The organism is Sphingomonas sp. URJC2 (assembly GCF_059803575.1).
Map to the genome: position 1 here is coordinate 1 of NZ_JAPFGX010000011.1, position 21,013 is coordinate 21,013.

Here is a 21,013-nt window from a genome sequence, read left to right on the forward strand (position 1 = left end):
CCCCCCCCCCCCCCCCCCCCGCGACCCGGACCACCCATCCCGCCGCCCTTGGCTGGCTGGCCGATGCGCGCGATGCCTTTGCCGCCGAACGCGCGCTGCTCACCCGCATCGCGGTCGCGGTCGGCCCGCTGCCGAGCACGCCCGGCCAGGCCGAAAGCGAGGCCGCGGTGCTGCAACAGCGCCATGCGCTTGAAATGCTGTCCATGTCCGACCGGCAGGGCTGTGCGCTGGGGGCGGCGTTCGCGCTGGCGCTCGACTGGCGTGCGGTGCGCCGCGTGCTCGATGCGGCAGCCCAGCGTGCGATGCTCGACATCGCGCCGGCCCGGCTGCCGCTGGAGGCGGAGACGCGCACCGTTGCCATGGCCTTTGCCGAAACCCCGGCGCTTGAACGCGCCATGGGCTTTGGCGCGCAGCAGATCCTCGCCCAGCATCGCGGCCTGTGGGACCTGCTCGAAGCGCGCCGCGCAGCGCGGGCGCGGCTCGCGGCCTGAGGTTTTTTGGGGTTGTTTGTGGTGGGGCTCGCGCCGGGTTTGTCCGTTGCGCGCCTTTCGGCGCGGGGGCGGCACCGGGTTGTTTGCTGTGCGGCTTACGCCGCACGGGCGGCACCGGCCCGCACCCCCACCCGGCCTCCCATAGTATACTGCCGTTGGGAGGCCGGGTGGGGGTGCGGGCCGGTGCCGTTCTTCCCAAACAAAAACATCCGGTGCCGTTCTTCCCAATCAACTACGCTCGTCACACCGCGACACCATCGCGCGCTTGCCCTTCGCGTAAACGGAACCTATCCCCTGTTGCCGCCACACAGAAGCGGTCAGCAGGAGGCGGGGAATGCGGTTTGAAGGCACCAGCGATTATGTCGCCACCGACGATCTGAAGGTCGCGGTCAATGCGGCGGTCACGCTGCGCCGGCCGCTGCTCGTCAAGGGTGAGCCGGGCACCGGCAAGACCGTGCTTGCGCAGGAAATCGCCAAGGCGGTGGGCGCGCCGCTGATCGAATGGAACGTCAAGTCGACGACCAAGGCGCATCAGGGCCTGTATGAATATGACGCGGTGGCGCGGCTGCGCGACGGCCAGCTCGGCGATCCGCGCGTGCACGACATTTCCAACTATATCCGCAAGGGCAAGCTGTGGGAGGCGTTCGACTCGCCCGAGCTGCCGGTGCTGCTGATCGACGAGATCGACAAGGCCGATATCGAGTTTCCCAACGATCTGCTGCACGAACTCGACCGGATGCAGTTCCATGTCTATGAAACGCGCGAGACGATCGTTGCGCGCGAACGGCCGATCGTCGTCATCACCTCGAACAATGAAAAAGAACTGCCGGACGCATTTCTGCGCCGCTGTTTCTTCCACTACATCAAATTCCCCGACCGGGACACGATGCAGGCGATCATCGACGTGCATTTCCCCGGCATCCAGAAGCTGCTCGTCCAGCGCGCGATGGACATCTTCTACGACATCCGCGAGGTGCCGGGCCTGAAGAAAAAGCCGTCGACCAGCGAACTGCTCGACTGGCTGAAGCTGCTGCTCAACGAGGACATGCCGCTCGACGTGCTGCAGAACCGCGACCCGACCAAGGCGATCCCGCCGCTGCACGGCGCGCTGCTCAAGAACGAGCAGGATGTGATGCTGTTCGAACGGCTGGCGTTCATGGCCAAGCGCCAAGGCCGCCCGCAGGGCTGAAGGTGCCCCGCCCGCAAGGCTGAATACGCGCCGGCGGCAGGGCCGGCCGGGCTCAGGCCCGGCCCGGCCCGCACCGCTCTATATCAGGCGTTCACATAGGCGATTTCGAAATTGCCCCAGCGGCGGCCGCCGATCCACAGCGGCACGAACACGTCCTTGACCATCACCGAATCATGCGCGCGGTCGAGCTGATAGACGGCCATCAGGAAGGGCGCATCGCTCTTCACCGCGCGCATCGTCGCTGAATCGGCGAAGATGCGGCGGTTGCGGCAGTTGATCTCGTTCCAGGTCGGATCATCGGGGCGCGGCGGCTGCGACCGGCGGCTTTCGTGCGTTGGCAGATAGCCGTTGACGTCCGAACACACCACGCCTTCGATGCGCGGGTCCGAACGGATCAGCCGGTCGATGATCGGCTGGATATGGCGATCGGCAAAATCGGCGAAGCGGTTGTCATACCGCGCCGGCTCCGAGCCCGGGATCAGCCGGTAATCGGTATCGAACACATCGGCCATGGCGATTTCGCCGCGCGCCACCGCGGCCTCGATCAGCGTCGCCACCTCGTCGCGCGCCGCCAGCGCCACTTCGACAAACGCCTGATCCTCATGCGCAAAGCCGCTATGGACGAGCTGGTTGAACATGTCGTTCGACTTCAGCTCCATCTCGACCATCTTGGCCTGCGCATCGCGCAGCTGCGCCATGTTGGTGCGCGCATCGCCGACAAAGCCGGCCAGCTCGTCGCGCACGCGGATGGCGCTGTCATGGATATGGCTGGTCGACCGCGCGATGCCGTCCGACTGCTGCTCGACCAGCTCGACGATGCGCGCGACATCGGCCAGCGTGTCGTTGACGGCGGCAAAGCTCGACTGGGCGGCGCGGCTCTTGGCGACGCCGTCGCTGATTTCGGCGATGAACCGCTCCGCCTCATGGCCGAGCGATCCCATAGTGGCGCTGATTTCCTCGGTCGCGCCGCGCGTGTCCTGCGCCAGCTTCTTCACCTCGGCGGCGACGACCGCGAAGGTGCGCCCGGCGGCCCCGGCCCGCTCCGCCTCGATGGCGGCGTTGAGCGCGAGCATGTTGGTCGTCCGCGCGATCGAATCGATGCCATGGGTCACGCGCTGCACCTGCGCCATCGCGGCGGCAAAGCTCGTCACCTGCTGGCCCAGCTGCACGACCATTTCGGTGAGCGCGGTGAACTCGGCCATCGAGCCACGGATGATCTTCGCCCCCTCGCTCAGCCGCGCGCGCGCCTTTTCGGCCAGCAGCCGCGCCTCGTCGGTCGAATCGGCGGCGCGGCGCTGATCGGCCTCGAGCGAGGCGGTGACCTTTTCCAGATCGTCGAGCACCGCCATCTGGCGGCTGAGACTGTCGGCCACCCGCGTCACATGCATCGCCGCCGCCGTGCAGCCGACCGCCAGGTCGCCACACGACTTTGCGACCATGTCGATCGCCCCCGGATCAGCCGCCGTCACCGCGCCCTGGATCATCCCGTTCTCGCCCCGTTTCCCGGCCGGTTGCCGGGCGTGTCACCCCAATCTTCAGGGCGTTAGCCGACAAGGGTTGATCGCCGGTTAACCCTGTGACCGGGCCGGATACCGGCGCCCCCGCCCCGGCGGCGCCGCCCCCCTTGCCCCGGCGGCGCCCTCCCTGCCCAGGCGGAGCGCCCCCTTGCCCCGGCGGCCTGGCCATGCCAGCCTTTGCCCATGTTTCTGAACTTTCTCGACGAGCTGCGCCTCGCCGGCATCCCGGCCTCGCTCAAGGAGCATCTGCTGCTGCTCGAGGCGCTCGACCGCGACGTGATCGGCCAGCGGCCCGAGGATTTCTATTATCTGGCCCGCGCCACCTATGTGAAGGACGAGGGGCTGCTCGACCGGTTCGATCAGGTGTTCGGCAAGGTGTTTCGCGGCATCGAGACCAGCTATGGCACCGAGACCGTCGCCATCCCCGAGGAATGGCTGCGCAAGGTGGCCGAGCTGTATCTGACCGACGAGCAGATGGCCGAGATCCAGAAGCTCGGCTCGTGGGACGAGATCATGGCGGCGCTCAAGGCGCGGCTGGAAGAGCAGAAGGAACGCCATCAGGGCGGCAACAAATGGATCGGCACCGGCGGCACCTCGCCCTTTGGCGCGCACGGCTATAACCCCGAAGGCGTGCGGATCGGCCAGGAAGAAGGCCGGCACGGCAAGGCGATCAAGGTCTGGGACAAGCGCGAGTTCAAGAATCTCGATTCCACCCGCGAACTGGGCACGCGCAACATCAAGGTCGCGCTGCGCCGCCTGCGCCGGTTCGCGCGCGAAGGCGCGGCGGACGAGTTGGACGTCGATGCGACCATCGACGGCACCGCGCGTCAGGGCTGGCTCGACATCCGCATGCGGCCGGAACGCCACAATGCCGTCAAGCTGCTGCTGTTCCTCGATGTCGGCGGATCGATGGACCCGCATATCAAGCTGTGCGAGGAACTGTTCTCGGCCGCGACGTCGGAGTTCAAGAATCTCGAATTCTTCTATTTCCACAACTGCCCCTATGAAGGCGTGTGGAAAGACAATCGTCGCCGCTTTACCGAACGCACGCCGACCTGGGACGTGCTGCACAAATATGGCCATGACTATAAGCTGATCTTTGTCGGCGATGCGTCGATGAGCCCGTATGAAATCAGCCATCCCGGCGGCTCGGTCGAACATTTCAACGAGGAACCGGGCACGGTGTGGATGCAGCGGCTGGTCAACACCTATCCGGCGGCCGCATGGCTCAATCCGGTGCCCGAGAAACATTGGGGCTATTCCCAGTCGATCGCGATGATGCGCGAACTGATCGGCGGGCGGATGTTCCCGCTGACCCTCGCCGGGCTGGACGACGCGATGCGCTCGCTCAGCCGCAAACAGGGCTGAGCATCGGGGCGGCGCCGGCCTGCCCCGTCAGCCGAAGCGGGGGCCGCGCACCACGTCGACGTCGCTGCTCAGCAGCATCAGATTATGGCTGTCGAGCAGCGGCTCGAGGCGTTCGGCGAACGCATCCGCCGCCGCGCGCGTGGTGATGGCGAGGAACATCACCTTGCCGGTCGCGCCCGACAGCTGGTCGTCGCGCCAGCGGCCAAACGCCCCCGCCCCGCCCAGCGCCGGCAGCAGCGTGTAACGGCTGATCCCCGCCGCCTGCGCCAGTTCGACCAGCGCCGGCAGCAACGGCTCGTCGATCAGCACTTCCACCCGCCTGCGCCGCACCATCCCCGTCATGCGCCCAGCCTTTCCGCGATCCAGATATAGAAGGGGATGCCCAAAGTCAGGTTGAAGGGAAAGGTCACGGCCAGGCTCATGCCCAGATAAAGCCCCGGATCGGCGACCGGGAGCGCCAGGCGCATCACCGCCGGCACCGCGATATAGGATGCACTGCCCGCGAGAATGCCGAGCAGCGCACTCGTCCCCGGCCCAAGGCCGAGCGCCGTGCCCAGCGCGACGCCCAGCGCGCCCTGCACGATCGGGATCAGGATCGCGAACGCCACCGTGCGCGCGGTCAGCGCCCGCCCGTCCATCAGCCGCCGCGCCGCGATCAGCCCCATGTCGAGTAGGAACAGGCACAGCAGCCCGCGGAACAGCCCGTCATAGACCGGGCGGATCGGCGCCAGCCCATGTTCGCCGGCCAGCATCCCGATCAGGAAACTGCCGAGCAGCAGCACCACCGAGCCGTTGAGGAAGGTTTCGTGCAGCAGCCCGCCGCGCGGAGCGAGTTCGTCGCGCCCGCCGCGCCCGGTGCGCGCCAGCGCCAGGCCGGTGATGATCGCCGGCGTTTCCATCACCGCCAGCACCGCGACCATATAGCCCGCCGCCGGCAGGCCATGCTGGCGCAGGATCTCGCTGCCGGTCGCAAAGGTCACGACGCTGACCGAGCCATAATGGGCGGCCACCGCAGCGGCATTGGTGCGGTCGAGCCGGGCCGCGGCGCGGAGCAGGAAAAACACCGGCAGCGGCAGCAGGAAACTCATGCCTACGCCCGCGGCCATGGCGAGGCCCATTTGCGGGCTGGCCCCGATATGCGCGACCTCCGCCCCGCCGCGCAGGCCGATCGCCATCATCAGATAAAGCGACAGCCCCTTGGCGACTGCTTCGGGCACCGCCAGATCGGAGCGCGCGAACGCGGCCAGTGCGCCCAGCAGGAAGAACAGCACCACCGGCTGGGTCAGCGCATCAAGCGCGGTCATAGATGCTCCCCTTATCCAGTCCGTGCCCTGCCCCGGACGGCGCGCCCGGCCGATAATGGCATGACCGCAGCCCGGCAAGACCGGGACGTTACGCGAACGAAGGGAAACCCGGAAACCGGGCCGGGCTGTGGCGCCCATCCCGCCGATCCCCTTCGCATGCCGCAGGGATATTCGCCGATCGGACGACAGACGCGTCCGGCGGTTCGGCTATGGCCGGGAAGTGAGGTCGACACGCCCCAAAAGCTGCGCGCCCGCGTTGGCGGGGTCGCGGGCGCGGGCGATGTCGTGACCGGCAGCTAAACGGTCAGCTTCCTCGCCCCGCCGCAGGGCGAATGGCTGCATGCCAAGGCGCAGGGGGAGCAAGCCGGGCCGCGCCGGGCGGCCCTGCCTTCGCTCCCCCGCCCCCGTTTCAGGCGCGCGCGCCCTCGACCATACCGACGCTGTTCTTGCGCAGCGCCTTCAGCACCGTGTCGACCAGCGCATCGGCATCCAGCCCGGCTTCGGCATATTGCAGCTCGGGCTTGTCATGATCCTGGAAGGTGTCGGGCAGGCGCAGCGTGCGCAGCTTCAGCCCGGCATCGATCAGGCCAAGATCGCTCGCCAGCGTCAGCACATGCGCGCCCAGCCCGCCGACCGCGCCTTCCTCGATCGTCACCGCCACTTCGTGCGCGGCCAGCGTCTTGCGGATCAGCTCCTCGTCCAGCGGCTTGGCAAAGCGCAGATCGATGACGCTGGTCGACAGGCCCTGCGCCTCCAGCCGGTCGGCGGCGATCAGCGCCTCGTGCAGCCGGGTGCCGAGCGACATGATCGCCACCGTCTTGCCCTGACGCACGACGCGGCCGCGGCCGATCTCCAGCCGTTCCGGCACCGCCGGCAGGTCGAGGCCGACGCCGTTGCCGCGCGGATAGCGCAGCGCAATCGGGCCATCGTCATACATGGCGCAGGTATGGACCATGTGGACCAACTCGACCTCGTCGGCCGCCGCCATCACGACCATGTTGGGCAGCGTCGCCAGATAGGCGATGTCGAAGCTGCCGGCATGGGTCGCGCCGTCGGCGCCGACCAGCCCGGCACGGTCGATGGCGAAGCGCACCGGCAGATTCTGGATCGCCACGTCATGGACCACCTGGTCATAGGCGCGCTGCAGGAAGGTCGAATAGATCGCGCAGAACGGCCGCATCCCCTGCGCCGCCAGCCCGGCGGCAAAGGTCACCGCATGCTGTTCGGCGATGCCGACATCGAAGGTGCGGTCGGGGAAGCGCGCCTCGAATTTGTCCAGCCCGGTGCCCGAGGGCATGGCGGCGGTGATCGCGCAGATCGTCGGGTCGCGTTCCGCCTCGGCGGTCAGCGCCTTGGCGAACACGCCGGTATAGCTGGGCGGGCCGGCGGGCGCGGTCGCCTGCTTGCCGGACACCACGTCGAACTTCTGCACGCCGTGATATTTGTCTGCCGACGCCTCGGCCGGGCCATAGCCCTTGCCCTTTTGCGTGACGACATGGACGAGCACCGGTCCCTCGTCGGAATCGCGGACATTTTCGAGCACCGGGATCAGATGCTCGAGGTTATGCCCGTCGATCGGGCCGACATAGTAAAAGCCCAGCTCTTCGAACAGCGTGCCGCCGGTCGCCATGCCGCGCGCATATTCCTCCGCCCGGGCGGCGGCATGCTGGAACGGCCGCGGCAGCCGCCGGGTCACGCGCTTGGCGAGGTTGCGCAGCCCGATATATTCCTGCGACGAGATCAGCCGCGCCAGATAGGCGGACAGGCCGCCGACCGGCGGGGCGATCGACATGTCATTGTCGTTGAGGATGACGACCAGCCGGTTGCCGGCGGGCTTGGCATTGTTCATCGCCTCATAGGCCATGCCGGCCGACATCGCGCCGTCGCCGATCACCGCAATCGCCTTGCCCGGCTGGCCGGCCAGCTTGTTTGCGATGGCAAAGCCGAGCGCGGCCGAGATCGAGGTCGAGCTGTGCGCCGCGCCGAACGGATCATATTCGCTTTCAGAGCGTTTGGTGAAACCGGACAGGCCGCCGCCCTGGCGGAGCGTGCGGATGCGGTCGCGCCGCCCGGTCAGGATCTTGTGCGGATAGGCCTGATGGCCGACGTCCCAGATCAGCCGGTCGCGCGGCGTGTCGAACACATAATGCAGGGCGACCGTCAGTTCGACGACGCCCAGCCCGGCACCCAGATGGCCGCCGGTGACCGACACCGCCGAAATCATTTCGGCGCGCAGCTCATCGGCCAGCTGGCGCAGCTGGGCGGGCGCAAGTTTGCGAAGCTCGACCGGTGTCGGGACCGTGTCGAGCAGGGGCGTGTCAGGCAGGTTGGACATAGGCTCTTTTTACGCTTGGTTACGAATGAGGCAAGGTGATTGCGCGCCGCCCTCGCCCGGCCGGCGCGCAGGCGCGGGGCGGAGACAGTAACCGGCGGCGGTGTGGCGGCAGCAGGTCGGGATCAGGCGTCGCTGCAATCGGCGCAGCGGCCATGCACCTCGATCACCGGCCGTTCGGGCGAAAATCCGGTGCGCGCGGCGGCCGCCCGCACGCTGGAGGCGACGGGATCGTCGTCGATGTGAGTCGTCTGGCCGCACTGGTCGCATACCAGGAAGATACAGTCGTGCAGGCAGCCCGGATGCGCATTGGCAACATAGGCGTTGGCGCTTTCAACGCGGCGGACCAGATTGGCCCCGACGAACAGATCGAGAATCCGGTAGACGCTGTTGGCCGCCACCCGCCGCCCCTCGGCGCGGGACACCGCATCGGCAATGTCATAGGCAGAGGCCGGACGATCGAACCCGGTCAGCGTCGCGAACACGCTTTCGCGCATCGCCGTCCACTGCTCACCCGCCGCTTCCAGCGTCCGGCGCGCGGCCTGCACCAGATCCGCGCCCTGATGCTGGGCATGGTCATGGGCCGGATGGCCGGAGGGCTTGGGCGTATCGGCGTTCATCGCATTGGCAACCGTGCTGGCATCCGCGTTCGGGGCGGCCGGTGGCCGCACCCCAAGGGATTTAGGGACAAGCCCCGGAAACGGCAAGCGCGGCACCGGCGTGCCGCGAACCCTTCAGCGCGCGGCGCGGCGGTTGAGATCGTGGCCAAGGGCGAGCAGCGCGACGCCGAACAGCGTCACCAGCACTTCATCGCCCTGATGCCCGAGCGTCAGCGCCCCGGCCATCGCGCCCAGCCCCAGCCCGCCAATCGCCGACGGCAGCGTATAGCCATGATCGACCGCCCCGCGCACCAGCGCGACGACGCCGATCAGGATCGCCACGCCCAGCCCGATTTCGTGAAAATGGTGGCTGAGCAGCGCCCCGCCGGTCGTGGCGAGAAAGGTGACGAACAGCACGCTGGTCACACAGTGCACGACGCACAGGCCCGACAGGCCGATGGCCCACCGGTCGAGCGTTGCGGTTGCTGGCAGCCTGACGATCAACTAACGACTCCTCGGGCGCGCATATGGCACTTGCCGCCCCGTGTCACAATATCACACACGTCATATTATTACACACGTCACATTATAACATCGGTGATGAAAGATGGTTGCCGCGTCGCTTGATCCCTCGCTTTCCCCGGCCGGACGGCCCGCCCGCCAGCCGCGCCCGGCGGCGCTGCGCCTGTGGCTGCTGTCGGTCGCCGCACTGGTGTTCCTGATGGTCGTGGTCGGCGGGATCACCCGGCTGACCGAATCGGGCCTGTCGATCACCGAGTGGAAACCCGTGTCCGGCACGCTGCCCCCGCTCAGCCAGGCGGACTGGGAACAGGCCTTTGCGCTCTACAAAGCGACGCCCGAATATCAGCAGATCAATCAGGGGATGAGCCTGGCGGCGTTCAAGTTCATCTTTTTCTGGGAATGGGTGCACCGGCTGCTCGGGCGGCTGATCGGCCTCGCCTTTGCGCTGCCGCTCGCCTGGTTCGCATGGCGGCGGGCGATCCCGGCCGGCTATGGCTGGCGGCTGACCGCGCTGCTGCTGCTCGGCGGGCTGCAGGGTGCCATCGGCTGGTGGATGGTGGTCTCGGGCCTTACCGAACGCACCGATGTCAGCCATTTCCGGCTGGCCGTGCACCTGATGAATGCGCTGTTCATTCTGGGCGGGCTGGTGTGGACGGCGCGCGATCTGGGGGCGCTCGCCCGCGATCCGGCGGCGCGCCCGGCGCGGCTCGCCGCGGTCGATGCGCTGCTGCTGCTGGTGCTGGCCGTGCAGATCATGTTCGGCGCGTGGACCGCCGGCCTCAATGCCGGGCTGGCGGCAACCGACTGGCCGCTGATGAACGGCCGGCTGCTGCCCGAGGCGCAGGGCAGCCTGTTGACCGCAATCGCCAATGATCCGTTCGTCATCCACTGGATCCATCGCTGGTGGGCCTGGGTGGCGGTCGTCGCGCTCGTCATCCTGTCGCGCCGGGCGCGCCGCGCCGGCGACCGGCGGGCGAGCATCGCCATCCACAGCGCCTTCGGCCTGCAGATCCTGCTCGGCATCGCCACGGTGATGACGGGGGTGAACATCGTGCTTGCGGTGCTGCATCAGGCGGTCGGCGCGCTGGTGGTCGCCAGCGCCGCCTGGGGCGCGCATTCAGCCGGGTCAGCCGGCCGCCGCGCGTGACCGGGATCATCGCCGGGATCACCAGCGTCTATGCGGTCTTTGCCGACATGGCCGAGGCCGAACGCATCGCCGAGGCGGTGGTCGACGAAGGACTGGCGGCCTGCGCCAACATCCTTGGCCCATGCCGGTCAATCTATCGCTGGCAAGGCCGGACCGAACGGGCGGAAGAGGTGCCGGCCCTGTTCAAGACCGTCCGGGCCGAGGCGCTGATCGCGCGCATCGCCGCACTGCACAGCTATGACGTGCCGGCGGTGATGGCGTTCGCCGCCGCGCCGGTCCATCCGCCCTATCTCGACTGGGTGGCGGCGGCGACCGCCGCTCAGATCAGCCCGGCAAGCGGGCTGGACGGATCGGCATAGCGGCGCTTGCCCATGCGCCCGGCGCGATAGGCCAGCCGCCCCGCCGCGACCGCATGGCGCATCGCCTGCGCCATCAGCACCGGGTTCTTCGCCTCGGCGATTGCGGTGTTCATCAGCACCCCGTCACAGCCCAGCTCCATCGCGCGCGCGGCATCGGATGCGGTGCCGACCCCGGCATCGACCAGCACCGGCACCTTCGCGCCCTCGACGATCAGGCGGATCGTCACCTCGTTCTGAATGCCAAGGCCAGAGCCGATCGGCGCGCCCAGGGGCATGATCGCCACCGCCCCGGCATCCTCCAGCCGCTTCGCCGCGATCGGATCGTCGGTGCAATAGACCATCGGCAGAAAGCCTTCCTTGGCCAGGATCTCGGTCGCGCGCAGCGTTTCGACCATGTCGGGGTAAAGGGTCTTGGCCTCGCCCAGCACCTCCAGCTTGACCAGATCCCAGCCCCCCGCCTCGCGCGCCAGCCGCAGCGTGCGGATCGCATCCTCGGCGGTGAAACAGCCGGCGGTGTTGGGCAGATAGGTGTAACGCCTGGGATCGATGAAATCGGTGAGCATCGGCTGGCCGGGGTCGGACACGTTCACCCGCCGCACCGCGACGGTCACGATTTCCGCGCCCGAAGCTTCGGCGGCGGCGGCATTTTCCTCGAAGCTCTTATATTTGCCGGTGCCGATGATCAGCCGCGACGTGAACCGCCGCCCGGCGACGCTCCAGCCATCATCGCCCGTGCCGTCATGATCGCCGCCGCCGACGAAATGGACGATCTCGATCTCGTCGCCGTCTGCGACCATCACCTCGCCCAGCGTCGAGCGCGGGACCACCTCGAGATTGCGTTCGACGGCGATCTTCTGCGGCGACAGGCCCAGTTCGCCGGCCAGCGCCGCCAGCGTCAGCCCGGCGGCGACACGCCGATGCTCGCCATTGACGCGGATGGTGATGGTGCCGTCGCTGTGCATGATCAAAGGTCCTTGGGGGCAAGATCGTGTTCGGATAGTCAGGGGCGCAGATATGGGCCAAGCGGCCCGCCCGCAACCACCGCCGCGTCCTGACGCGGCTTGATCAACCCCCGCCGCATCGCGATGCGGCCAGCCTTGAGGACCGCGCGCCCCGATGACCAGCACCCCCGCCCTGCCCCGCATCTTCGTGCTCAACGGCCCCAATCTCAACCTGCTCGGCCTGCGCGAGCCGGAGATTTACGGCGCCGACACGCTCGACGACATTGCCGGGATGCTGGAGGACCGGGCGCGGGATCTGGGCGTCGAGATCGAGATGCGCCAGTCGAATCACGAAGGCCATCTGATCGACTGGCTGCACGAGGCGAGCGCGGAGGGCGCGCGCGCCGTGCTGCTCAATGCCGGCGGCTTCACCCACAGTTCGATTGCGCTGCATGATGCGATCCGCGCGATCCGGGTGCCGGTGATCGAGGTGCATCTGTCCAATCCCCATGCGCGCGAGGCGTTTCGCCACCACAGTTTCATCGCCGCCGCCGCGCGCGGAACCGTTTCCGGCTTCGGGGCATTTTCCTATCTGATGGCGCTTGATGCCGCGGCTCGCTTGTGAGCCGCGCCGTCCGCCGCTAAAGCCCCGGCATGACTGACATGAAACCGGGGGCGATGCAGGTCGATGCTGATCTGGTCCGCCAGCTCGCCGAACTGCTCGACCAGACGCAGCTCACTGAAATCGAAGTTCAGGACGGGGAACGCCGCATCCGCGTCGCCCGCCAGACGACGGTGGCGCAATTCGCGCCGATGACCCATGCGGCAGCGCCCGCTGCGCCGGTCGCCGCGCCGGCCCCGCCCGCGCCCGTGGCCGAGGCTCCCGCCGCCGCCAGCGCCAATGCCGTGCGGTCGCCGATGGTCGGCACCGCCTATCTGGCGCCCGAGCCGGGGGCCAAGCCGTTTGCGGCGGTCGGCCAGCAGGTCGGCGCGGGCGACACGCTGCTGATCATCGAGGCGATGAAGGTGATGAACCCGATCACCGCCCCGCGCGCCGGCACGGTCAAGGCCGTGCTGATCGACAATGGCGCGCCTGTCGAGTTCGACCAGCCGCTCGTCATTGTCGAGTAAGGCGATGGCGATCAGCAAAATCCTCATCGCCAATCGCGGCGAAATCGCGCTGCGCATCCACCGGGCCGCGCATGAAATGGGGATCCGCACGGTCGCGGTCCATTCGACCGCCGATGCCGATGCGATGCATGTGCGGCTGGCGGACGAGGCGATCTGCATCGGCCCGCCGGCGGCGACCGACAGCTATCTGAACATCCCGGCGATCATTTCGGCGGCCGAGATCAGCGGGGCGGACGCGATCCATCCCGGCTATGGCTTTCTGTCGGAAAATGCGCGCTTTGCCGAGATTGTCGAGCTGCACAAGCTGATCTGGATCGGCCCCAAGCCCGAACATATCCGCACGATGGGTGACAAGGTGGAGGCCAAGCGCACCGCCGGTGCGCTCGGCCTGCCGCTGGTGCCGGGGTCGGACGGCGGCGTCACCGATTTCGACGAGGCACGGCGGATCGCGGCCGAAATCGGCTATCCGGTGATCGTCAAGGCGGCGGCCGGCGGCGGCGGGCGCGGCATGAAGGTCGTGCCCGATGCCGACAGCCTTGAAAGCCTGATGGGTCAGGCGCGCACCGAGGCCAAGGCGGCGTTTGGCGACGACACCGTCTATATCGAGAAATATCTCGGCCGCCCGCGCCATATCGAGTTTCAGGTGTTCGGCGACGGGCGCGGCAACGCCATCCATCTGGGCGAACGCGACTGCTCGCTTCAGCGCCGCCACCAGAAGGTGCTGGAAGAAGCGCCCTCGCCGGTCATTTCGGCCGATGAGCGGGCGCGCATGGGCGGCATCGTCGCCAAGGCGATGGCCGATATGGGCTATCGCGGCGCCGGCACCATCGAGTTTCTGTGGGAAGACGGGCAGTTCTATTTCATCGAAATGAACACCCGCCTGCAGGTCGAACATCCGGTGACCGAGGCGATCACCGGCCTTGATCTGGTGCGCGAGCAGATCCGCATCGCCGAGGGCCATGACCTTACGCTGCGTCAGGAAGATGTCGAGTTTCGCGGCCATGCCATCGAATGCCGGATCAATGCCGAGGACGCGCGGACCTTCGCCCCCTCGCCCGGCACGGTGACCGATTTCCACGCCCCCGGCGGCATGCATGTGCGTTTCGACAGCGGGCTTTATTCGGGCTACCGGATCCCGCCTTATTATGACTCGATGGTCGCCAAGCTGATCGTCTGGGGCCACAGCCGCGAAGGCGCGCTGCGCCGGCTGCGCCGGGCGCTCGAGGAAACCGTGATCGGCGGCGTCAAGACGACGATCCCGCTGCATCAGGCGCTGCTCGACGACCCGGAATTCCAGGCCGGCGACTACAGCATCAAATGGCTGGAGGAATGGCTGGCGCGCAGCGCCTGACCGGCAATCGTCACCAAAAAAAAGGGGCCGGTCATCCGGCCCCTTTTTTTGGCAACTATGTCGCTTGCAAACCCGCGCTCAGGATTTGAACGCCAGCCCGGCGCGCTGCCCCTTGACCCAGCAGATGCGCGCCGAAACCACCGATCCGCCGCCAAGGCCGACCTGGACTTCCTCGCCGATCCGCATCTGGCGCGGCATGCGCAGCATCAGGCCGCCGGGCGAGACATTGCCGACCGGGACCAGAAAATGCCCGTCGTCGCAGCGCAGGCCGACCATCTGGTTGATCCCGCATTCGACCCGGACATTGCCGCGATGGTCGGACTGACGCGGCGACCGCGCGATCCGCACGGTGCCGATGCTCGAATAATCTTCCTTGCGGGCCATGGCGCAAGCCTAGGCGGGCGATGCTTACCCGGATGTTAAACGCCGCTCCGAAAAGTTACGGGGCCGGGCGCACCCATGTCAGCCGCTATGCGTCTCAGCCGTTATGCGCGGCGATCCACTGTTCGACGACGGGGGCGATGCGGTCGCGCCACTTGCTGCCGTTGAAGATGCCGTAATGGCCAACGCCTTCAGCCATAAGATAATTTTTGTGGCTGTCGGGCAAGGCGGTCGCAAGGTCGAGCGCGGCGCGCGTCTGGCCCAGCCCGGAAATATCGTCGCGCTCGCCCTCGATCGCCAGCAGCGCGATGTCGCGGATCGCGCCCGGATCGACAGGGCGGCCGCGATGGACGAATTCGCCGCGCGGCAGCGCATGGGTCTGGAACACCAGATCGACGGTCTGCAGATAAAACTCCGCCGTCATGTCGCACACCGCGCGATATTCGTCGTAGAATTCCTTGGTCCGGTCGGCGCTCTCGCCATCGCCATCGACCAGATGCTTGAACATCTCCCAATGGCTCATCAGGTGATCGCCAAGGTTCATCGACATGAAGCCGGCGAGCTGGAGGAACCCCGGATAGACGCGGCGGCCGGCGCCGGCATAGCCCATCGGCACGGTGGCGATGACATTCTGCTGGAACCACGCATGCGGACGCTGGGTGGCGAGCGTGTTGACCGCGGTCGGCGCCTCGCGCGTGTCGATCGGCCCGCCCATCATCGTCAGCGTGCGCGGGCGGCAGGGATGGTTGTCGGCCGACATCAGCGCCGCCGCCGCATAGCAGGGCACCGAGGGCTGGCAGACGGCGAGCATGTGCGCCCCCGGCCCGATCGCCTCGAGATAGGCGACCAGATAGTCGATATAATCGTCGAGATCGAACCGCCCGTCGCTCAGCGGCACATTCTTCGCGTCGCGCCAGTCGGTGATATAGACATCATGGCCGGGCAGCATCCGCGCCACCGTGCCGCGCAGCAGCGTCGCATAATGGCCAGACATCGGCGCGACGATCAGCAGCCGGGGCGATCCCTCCACCCCCTCGCGCACGAAGCGCTTGAGCTGGCCAAAGGGGCGGCGCAGCACGATTTCTTCACGCACCGCGACCGTGCGGCCGTCGATCACCGTCTCGTTCAGGCCGAAATCGGGCTTGCCGCGCGGGGCCGCCGCATGGGCAAACACGTCGAGCGCCGAGGCGACGAGCGGTCCCATCCCGAAATAGCCGAGCGGATTGGCGGGGTTCTGCAACAGCTCGGCACCGACATGGGCGAACGCGCTCGCACCCGCGAGGAAGGAGCGCTGAAGTTCATAAGCCTGATAGAGCATATCGGTTCCTTGCTAGCGCCCAGCCCTGAACGCTTCGTCAACGGTCTAGGCGCAAAAGCCCTGAGGCTCAATCACCGCATATGACAGCGCAGGCCAGAACCAGCGCGGTTGAGCGGCGGGGCCGGCGCTGCTAACCGGTCAGCGATGGCTGACACTGAGACGGCACCGCCCAAGGAGCGCAAGCTCGGCAATCTTGCGATGATCTGGCGCTTTGCCGCCGCCTATCCGGGCCGCATCGCCTGTGCGCTCGTGGCGCTGGTGATCGCTTCGGGAGCGACGGTTGCCATTCCCTATGGTTTCAAGCGGGTGATCGACCGGGGGTTCAGCTCGGGCGGCGACCCGTCGGCGGTCACCACCGCCTTTTCCTATCTGCTGATGATCGTCGCGGTGCTGGCGGTGGCGACGGCGTTCCGCTTCTATTTCGTCTCCTGGCTCGGCGAGCGCGTGGTCGGCGATCTGCGCAAGGCCGTCCATGCCAATCTGATGGGCCTCGCCCCGCGCTTTTTCGAGGAAAACCGCCCGTCGGAAATCGCCTCGCGGATGACGGCGGACACCGCGGTCATCGAACAGATTGTCGGCACCACCGTGTCGGTGGCGCTGCGCAACACCTTCACCGGCATTGGCGGCATCGCCTATCTGTTCGTGTTGTCGCCCAAGCTCGCCGGGTTCCTGATGGTCGGCATCCCGCTGGTGGTGGTGCCGATCGTCGTGCTCGGCCGCCGGGTGCGCACCTATTCGCGCACCAGCCAGGACCGGGTGGCCGATGTCGGCACCATCGTGTCGGAAACCCTGGGCGCGATGAAGATCGTGCAGGCCTTTGGGCAGGAAGCGCGTGAGCGCAGCCGCTTTGCCGCCGCTGTCGAGGCGACGTTCGGCGCGGCGCGGCGGCGCATCTTCATCCGCGCGCTGATGACCGCCATCGTGATCGGGCTGGTGTTCGGATCGATCACCATCGTGCTGTGGCAGGGCGTGCTCGACGTTGCGGGCGGGCGGATCAGCGGCGGCGCGATTGCCGCCTTCGTGCTGACCGGCGGGCTGGTCGCGGGCGCGCTCGGCGCGCTGACCGAGGTGTATGGCGATCTGCTGCGCGGCGCCGGCGCGGCCGGGCGGCTTGCCGAGCTGATGGTCGCGCGGCCGGAAATCACCGCCCCGCCGGTGCCGCAGCCCCTGCCCAGCCCGCCTGAGGGGCGGCTGAGCTTCGATCATGTCAGCTTCCGCTACCCGACCCGGCCCGAGGTGAGCGCGCTCACCGATTTCTCGCTCGACATCGCCCCGGGCGAGACGATTGCCGTGGTCGGCCCGTCGGGTGCTGGCAAATCGACCCTGTTCCAGCTCGCCCAGCGTTTCTACGATCCCGAGGCCGGCTGTGTGCGGATGGACGGGGTGCGGCTGACCGATGCCGACCCTGCGGAAGTGCGCGCGCGCCTCGCGATGGTGCCGCAGGAAACGGTGATCTTCGCCGCTTCGGCGCGCGACAATCTGCGCTATGGCCGCTGGGACGCGAGCGATGACGAGCTGTGGGTGGCCGCCGAGGCCGCCAATGCCGCCACCTTCCTGCGCGCCCTGCCGCAGGGGCTCGACACCTTCATGGGCGAAGGCGGGGCGCGGCTGTCGGGCGGGCAGCGCCAGCGGCTGGCGATTGCGCGCGCGATCCTGCGCGACGCACCGATCCTGCTGCTCGACGAGGCGACGAGCGCGCTCGACGCCGAATCGGAACGGCTGGTGCAGACCGCGCTCGAGCGGCTGATGGCCAACCGCACGACCATCGTCATCGCCCACCGGCTGGCAACGGTGCGCGCGGCCGACCGGATCATCGTCATGGACGAAGGCCGGATCGTCGAACAGGGCAGCCATGACGCGCTGATCGCGGCCGGCGGCCTTTACGCCCGGCTGGCGCGGTTGCAGTTCGAGGGGCTGGCCGCCTGATCGGCACGCGCCCGGCGGCGCAGGGATAAAAACGCGACTGTTCGGCGTTCAGCCCCCCGCGCACATCACGCATGCGGGACGGGGCGGACGAAGACGGCGGCCATGAGCCGCCGGAACCAAGGAGCCGAGCATGAACAGCCTTATCCTCGCCGCAGCCGCGCTGTTGGCCGGCACGGCGATCGCCCAGGTCGACAGTAGCCCGAAGACCCCCGCCACACCGCCCCCGGGCGACGCCGCGTCGCCGCCGCTGCCGACTTCGCCGGTGCCGCCGGGCGCACCCGGCGTCGCCATGCCCCCCGCCCCGCCACTTGGCGACACGATGAGCACCCGCCGCGACGGCAGCGCCGGCACGATGACCGATCAGAGCCGCGTTCCCGCGACCGGCGGCCGCCCCGGTGCGCAGCGGCAAACCCCGCCGCCGGGGGGCTGGACCGGTACGGCCGGCCCCAGCGGCGAACTGACGGGCACCGGGCCGATGGCCGCCGATGGCAATGCCGCGATGGCCCGCCGGGCCGGCGGCGATTATCCGCGCTGCACCCGCGAGATCCGCGACAATTGCCGGCAGGATGAACGCCGCGCCCGCGACCGGCCGAGCCGCCGCTGAACCGATGCCGGGGCACGCGCCCGCCGGTGCCGGCATCGGGTGCGTGCCCCCTTGTGCTTGGGGGCCGGCGCTTTCAATACAGGCCCCGCAACGAACAAGCGGGGAGCCTGACTGAACATGACAATCTCGTTCGACGGACGTGTCGCCATCGTCACCGGGGCCGGCGGCGGGCTGGGCCGCGCCTATGCGCTCGAACTGGCGCGGCGCGGGGCCAGGGTGGTCGTCAATGATCTGGGCGGCACGCGCGACGGCAGCGGCCAGAGCGATGCGGCGCTGCAGGTGGTCGAGGAAATCGCCGCGATGGGCGGCGAGGCGATGGCCAATGGCGGTTCGGTCACCGAATATGAGCAGATGGTCGAAATGGTCGCCCGCGCCAAGGAGCGCTGGGGCGGCGTCCATATCCTGATCAACAATGCCGGCATCCTGCGCGACAAGAGCTTTGCCAAGATGGAGCCGGAGGATTTCGAGCTGGTGGTGCGCGTCCACCTGCTCGGCTCGGCCTATTGCACCAAGGCGGTGTGGGACGTGATGCGCGAACAGGCCTATGGCCGCATCCTGATGACCGCGTCCTCGACCGGGCTGTACGGCAATTTCGGCCAGGCCAATTACGGGGCGGCCAAGCTCGGCCTTGCCGGGCTGACCAAGACGCTGCACCTCGAAGGTGCCAAGTATAATGTCCGCTGCAACACCATCGCGCCGGTTGCGGGCACGCGGATGACCGAGGATCTGTTCCCCGAGGAGGCGTTCCGCGCCTTTGCGCCCGAAAATGTCGTGCCGGCCGCGCTTTATCTGGTCAGCGAGGATGCGCCGTCGAACGTGATCGTCGGCGCGGGTGCCGGCGGCTATCACGCCGCGCATGTGACGATGACCCATGGCGTGTTCCTGCCCGAAGCCGAACGCACGCCCGAGGGCATTGCCGCCCATTGGGCCGAAATCATCGACCGCACCGGCGAAACCGTGCCCGAATCGGGCCGCGAACAATCGGTCGGCATCCTGACGCTGATGCAGCAGGCGGGCGTCGCCGGGCCGACCTCGACGCGCTGAATCTGTGCCGTATCGGTGCCGCGCCCTGCGGTGCAGGCGCGGCACCGGATTCTTTTGCGCCGCGCCTCACGGCGCGGAGGCGGCACCGGCCCGCACCCCACCCGGCCTCCCCACGGCAGGTTACGCTATGGGAGGCCGGCTGGGGGTGCGGGCCGGTGCCGCTGTTCCCAAACAAAAATCAGTCCTGCACCAGCTTCATGAGCTTGCGTTCGACCGGGGCGAGCACCGGGCCGAGGTCATGGCCGCGGCGCAGCACCGCCCCGCCCTCGCCGATCAGCGCCCACATGCCCTGCCGATTGCGCAGCGCCGGACGTTTTTCGATCCGGTATTCGGGCCGCTCGGCAGCGCGGCGAAAGGCGCTGAACGCCGCCGCCTCGCGCCCCAGATCGATCGCATAGTCGCGCCACAGGCCCGCCGCGACCATGCGGCCATAAAGATCGAGGATGCGGGCCAGTTCCGCCCGATCAAAGCCGATCTGGGCCGGGGTGCGGGCCAGCGGCAGCGGCAGGACATTGCTCATCCGAACAGGTCTTTGCGCTCCGCATCCAGCGGCGTCGGGGCCGCTTCACCCGGCTCGGTTGCGGCGGCCGCGCCGGGATCGGCAGGGGCCGCGCGTGCCGCCGCATCGCGCGCGCCGCGCGGCCGGCGCTCGGCCATCAGCGCGTCGATGCGCTTCTGCATCCGCTCGATCTCGCACTTCAGGATTTCAAGCTGCTGGGTCGCCGGGTCGAACCGCTCGCTGCACGGCGTGCCATAGGGGACGAAATCGGTCGTCTCGGGCTTCACCTCGACCAGCGTCGGCCGCGCCGGGATGCCGACCATCGTCGCGCCTTCGGGCACATCCTTGGTGACGACCGCATTGGCCCCGATGCGCGCATTGTCGCCCACCCGGATCGGGCCGAGAATCGCCGCGCCCAGGCTGATGATCACGCCATTGCCGATGGTCGGGTGGCGCTTGCCGCCGATCCCGTTGGTGGGGTTGGTGCCGCCCAGCGTCGCGCCCTGATAGATGGTCACATCGTCGCCGATCACCGCCGTCTCGCCGATGACGACGAACCCATGGTCAATGAACAGGTTGCGCCCGATGACCGCACCGGGATGGATGTCGATCGCGGTCAGGAAGCGGGCAATGTGATTGACGAAGCGGGCCAGCCAGAACAGCTCGCCCTCATACAGCCAGTGCGCGACGCGGTGCAGGCCGAGCGCGAGGACGCCGGGATAGAGCAGGATCTCCCACCGGCTGCGCGGCGCCGGATCGCGGGCGCGGATCGCGTCCAGATAGCTGATCAGTGCACGGGGCATGGCCCGGAATCTCCCTCGAACAGCCGCATACGCCACCGCGGGGACATGGATCCCGCGGCCCGTCAGCGGCCCAAGCCCCCAAGTTAGGCATGGCCGCGCCGGATTGCCAGCCGGTCAGGCCCCGCGCGACGCACCGGCCTGTGCACCGGAACGGGACGCCCCTTTGCGTCATGGGGCGCTGTCATCC

Annotated in this window: 22 protein-coding genes; 11 read left to right on the forward strand and 11 right to left on the reverse strand. The window is 68.2% G+C overall.

The annotated features are described in order from the left end of the window. The coding region (locus OPU66_RS06145; RefSeq protein ID WP_498552734.1) for a DUF6975 family protein at window positions 1–491 on the forward strand (491 nt) is incomplete at its 5' end. A gap of 334 nt (window positions 492–825) precedes the next feature. After that, window positions 826–1,680, forward strand: coding sequence for an AAA family ATPase (locus OPU66_RS06150; protein ID WP_498552735.1), 855 nt, complete (start codon window positions 826–828; stop codon window positions 1,678–1,680). 83 nt (window positions 1,681–1,763) lie between these two features. Here OPU66_RS06150 and OPU66_RS06155 read toward each other — a convergent pair whose 3' ends face one another. Then, complete coding sequence (locus OPU66_RS06155; protein ID WP_498552736.1) at window positions 1,764–3,164, reverse strand: methyl-accepting chemotaxis protein; 1,401 nt, start codon at window positions 3,162–3,164, stop codon at window positions 1,764–1,766. A 216-nt stretch (window positions 3,165–3,380) separates the two neighbouring features. Here OPU66_RS06155 and OPU66_RS06160 point away from each other — a divergent pair, with 216 nt between their 5' ends. Further along, window positions 3,381–4,565 (forward strand): vWA domain-containing protein, encoded by a 1,185-nt coding sequence (locus tag OPU66_RS06160; RefSeq protein WP_498552737.1) that lies wholly within the window; start codon window positions 3,381–3,383, stop codon window positions 4,563–4,565. Window positions 4,566–4,592: 27 nt separating this feature from the next. Here the strand turns inward: OPU66_RS06160 and OPU66_RS06165 are convergent, their stop codons facing one another. The 5 genes from OPU66_RS06165 to OPU66_RS06185 all read right to left on the reverse strand — a co-directional run bounded on the left by OPU66_RS06165 (window position 4,593) and on the right by OPU66_RS06185 (window position 9,304). After that, a complete protein-coding gene (locus OPU66_RS06165; protein ID WP_498552738.1) occupies window positions 4,593–4,907 on the reverse strand; it encodes a P-II family nitrogen regulator in 315 nt (104 codons plus the stop codon). Then, complete coding sequence (locus OPU66_RS06170; RefSeq protein WP_498552739.1) at window positions 4,904–5,869, reverse strand: sodium-dependent bicarbonate transport family permease; 966 nt, start codon at window positions 5,867–5,869, stop codon at window positions 4,904–4,906. Before OPU66_RS06170 ends, OPU66_RS06165 begins: the two co-directional genes overlap by 4 nt. A gap of 409 nt (window positions 5,870–6,278) precedes the next feature. Continuing rightward, complete coding sequence (dxs, locus tag OPU66_RS06175; RefSeq protein ID WP_498552740.1) at window positions 6,279–8,204, reverse strand: 1-deoxy-D-xylulose-5-phosphate synthase; 1,926 nt, start codon at window positions 8,202–8,204, stop codon at window positions 6,279–6,281. A 122-nt stretch (window positions 8,205–8,326) separates the two neighbouring features. Continuing rightward, window positions 8,327–8,821, reverse strand: coding sequence for a Fur family transcriptional regulator (locus tag OPU66_RS06180; RefSeq protein WP_498552741.1), 495 nt, complete (start codon window positions 8,819–8,821; stop codon window positions 8,327–8,329). Between the two features lie 114 nt (window positions 8,822–8,935). Next, window positions 8,936–9,304, reverse strand: coding sequence for a MerC domain-containing protein (locus tag OPU66_RS06185; protein ID WP_498552742.1), 369 nt, complete (start codon window positions 9,302–9,304; stop codon window positions 8,936–8,938). A 103-nt stretch (window positions 9,305–9,407) separates the two neighbouring features. Here OPU66_RS06185 and OPU66_RS06190 point away from each other — a divergent pair, with 103 nt between their 5' ends. Beyond that, window positions 9,408–10,469: a COX15/CtaA family protein gene (locus OPU66_RS06190; protein ID WP_498552743.1), complete on the forward strand. Its 1,062-nt coding sequence runs from the start codon at window positions 9,408–9,410 to the stop codon at window positions 10,467–10,469. Beyond that, window positions 10,466–10,828 (forward strand): divalent-cation tolerance protein CutA, encoded by a 363-nt coding sequence (cutA, locus tag OPU66_RS06195; RefSeq protein ID WP_498552744.1) that lies wholly within the window; start codon window positions 10,466–10,468, stop codon window positions 10,826–10,828. The genes OPU66_RS06190 and cutA overlap by 4 nt, the downstream gene beginning before the upstream one ends. Here the strand turns inward: cutA and thiS are convergent. Beyond that, the gene (thiS, locus tag OPU66_RS06200; RefSeq protein WP_498552745.1) at window positions 10,789–11,790 is read right to left on the reverse strand and encodes a sulfur carrier protein ThiS; all 1,002 of its coding nucleotides are present in this window, start codon (window positions 11,788–11,790) and stop codon (window positions 10,789–10,791) included. The two genes, cutA and thiS, sit on opposite strands and share 40 nt — an antisense overlap. Window positions 11,791–11,944: 154 nt before the next feature. Here thiS and aroQ point away from each other — a divergent pair, with 154 nt between their 5' ends. From aroQ to accC, 3 genes are read left to right on the forward strand one after another with little or no spacing between them, the layout of a single operon-like run. Continuing rightward, window positions 11,945–12,394, forward strand: coding sequence for a type II 3-dehydroquinate dehydratase (gene aroQ / locus OPU66_RS06205; RefSeq protein WP_498552746.1), 450 nt, complete (start codon window positions 11,945–11,947; stop codon window positions 12,392–12,394). Between the two features lie 29 nt (window positions 12,395–12,423). Beyond that, complete coding sequence (gene accB / locus OPU66_RS06210) at window positions 12,424–12,900, forward strand: acetyl-CoA carboxylase biotin carboxyl carrier protein (RefSeq protein WP_498552747.1); 477 nt, start codon at window positions 12,424–12,426, stop codon at window positions 12,898–12,900. Between the two features lie 4 nt (window positions 12,901–12,904). Further along, a complete protein-coding gene (gene accC, locus OPU66_RS06215; RefSeq protein ID WP_498552748.1) occupies window positions 12,905–14,251 on the forward strand; it encodes an acetyl-CoA carboxylase biotin carboxylase subunit in 1,347 nt (448 codons plus the stop codon). A 78-nt stretch (window positions 14,252–14,329) separates the two neighbouring features. On the opposite strand, the gene OPU66_RS06220 is transcribed toward accC, so the two are convergent. Together OPU66_RS06220 and OPU66_RS06225 are read right to left on the reverse strand one after the other, a co-directional pair. Then, window positions 14,330–14,635, reverse strand: coding sequence for a PilZ domain-containing protein (locus tag OPU66_RS06220; protein WP_498552749.1), 306 nt, complete (start codon window positions 14,633–14,635; stop codon window positions 14,330–14,332). A gap of 94 nt (window positions 14,636–14,729) precedes the next feature. Beyond that, a complete protein-coding gene (locus OPU66_RS06225; protein WP_498552750.1) occupies window positions 14,730–15,950 on the reverse strand; it encodes a polyhydroxyalkanoate depolymerase in 1,221 nt (406 codons plus the stop codon). A 144-nt stretch (window positions 15,951–16,094) separates the two neighbouring features. Between OPU66_RS06225 and OPU66_RS06230 the strand changes: the two genes are divergently transcribed. The 3 genes from OPU66_RS06230 (at window position 16,095) to OPU66_RS06240 (ending at window position 19,524) form a co-directional block, all read left to right on the forward strand. Continuing rightward, complete coding sequence (locus tag OPU66_RS06230) at window positions 16,095–17,876, forward strand: ABC transporter transmembrane domain-containing protein (protein ID WP_498552751.1); 1,782 nt, start codon at window positions 16,095–16,097, stop codon at window positions 17,874–17,876. A 130-nt stretch (window positions 17,877–18,006) separates the two neighbouring features. Then, window positions 18,007–18,480 carry a hypothetical protein gene (locus OPU66_RS06235; protein WP_498552752.1) on the forward strand — a complete coding sequence of 158 codons (474 nt, stop codon included), beginning with the start codon at window positions 18,007–18,009 and terminating at the stop codon, window positions 18,478–18,480. Between the two features lie 117 nt (window positions 18,481–18,597). Further along, window positions 18,598–19,524, forward strand: coding sequence for an SDR family NAD(P)-dependent oxidoreductase (locus OPU66_RS06240; protein ID WP_498552753.1), 927 nt, complete (start codon window positions 18,598–18,600; stop codon window positions 19,522–19,524). A 178-nt stretch (window positions 19,525–19,702) separates the two neighbouring features. Here OPU66_RS06240 and OPU66_RS06245 read toward each other — a convergent pair whose 3' ends face one another. Together OPU66_RS06245 and epsC are read right to left on the reverse strand one after the other, a co-directional pair. Next, on the reverse strand, window positions 19,703–20,044 hold the full coding sequence (locus OPU66_RS06245) for a DUF2794 domain-containing protein (RefSeq protein WP_498552754.1): 342 nt from the start codon (window positions 20,042–20,044) through the stop codon (window positions 19,703–19,705). Next, the gene (epsC, locus tag OPU66_RS06250; RefSeq protein WP_498552755.1) at window positions 20,041–20,826 is read right to left on the reverse strand and encodes a serine O-acetyltransferase EpsC; all 786 of its coding nucleotides are present in this window, start codon (window positions 20,824–20,826) and stop codon (window positions 20,041–20,043) included. Before epsC ends, OPU66_RS06245 begins: the two co-directional genes overlap by 4 nt. Window positions 20,827–21,013: the final 187 nt, after the last annotated feature.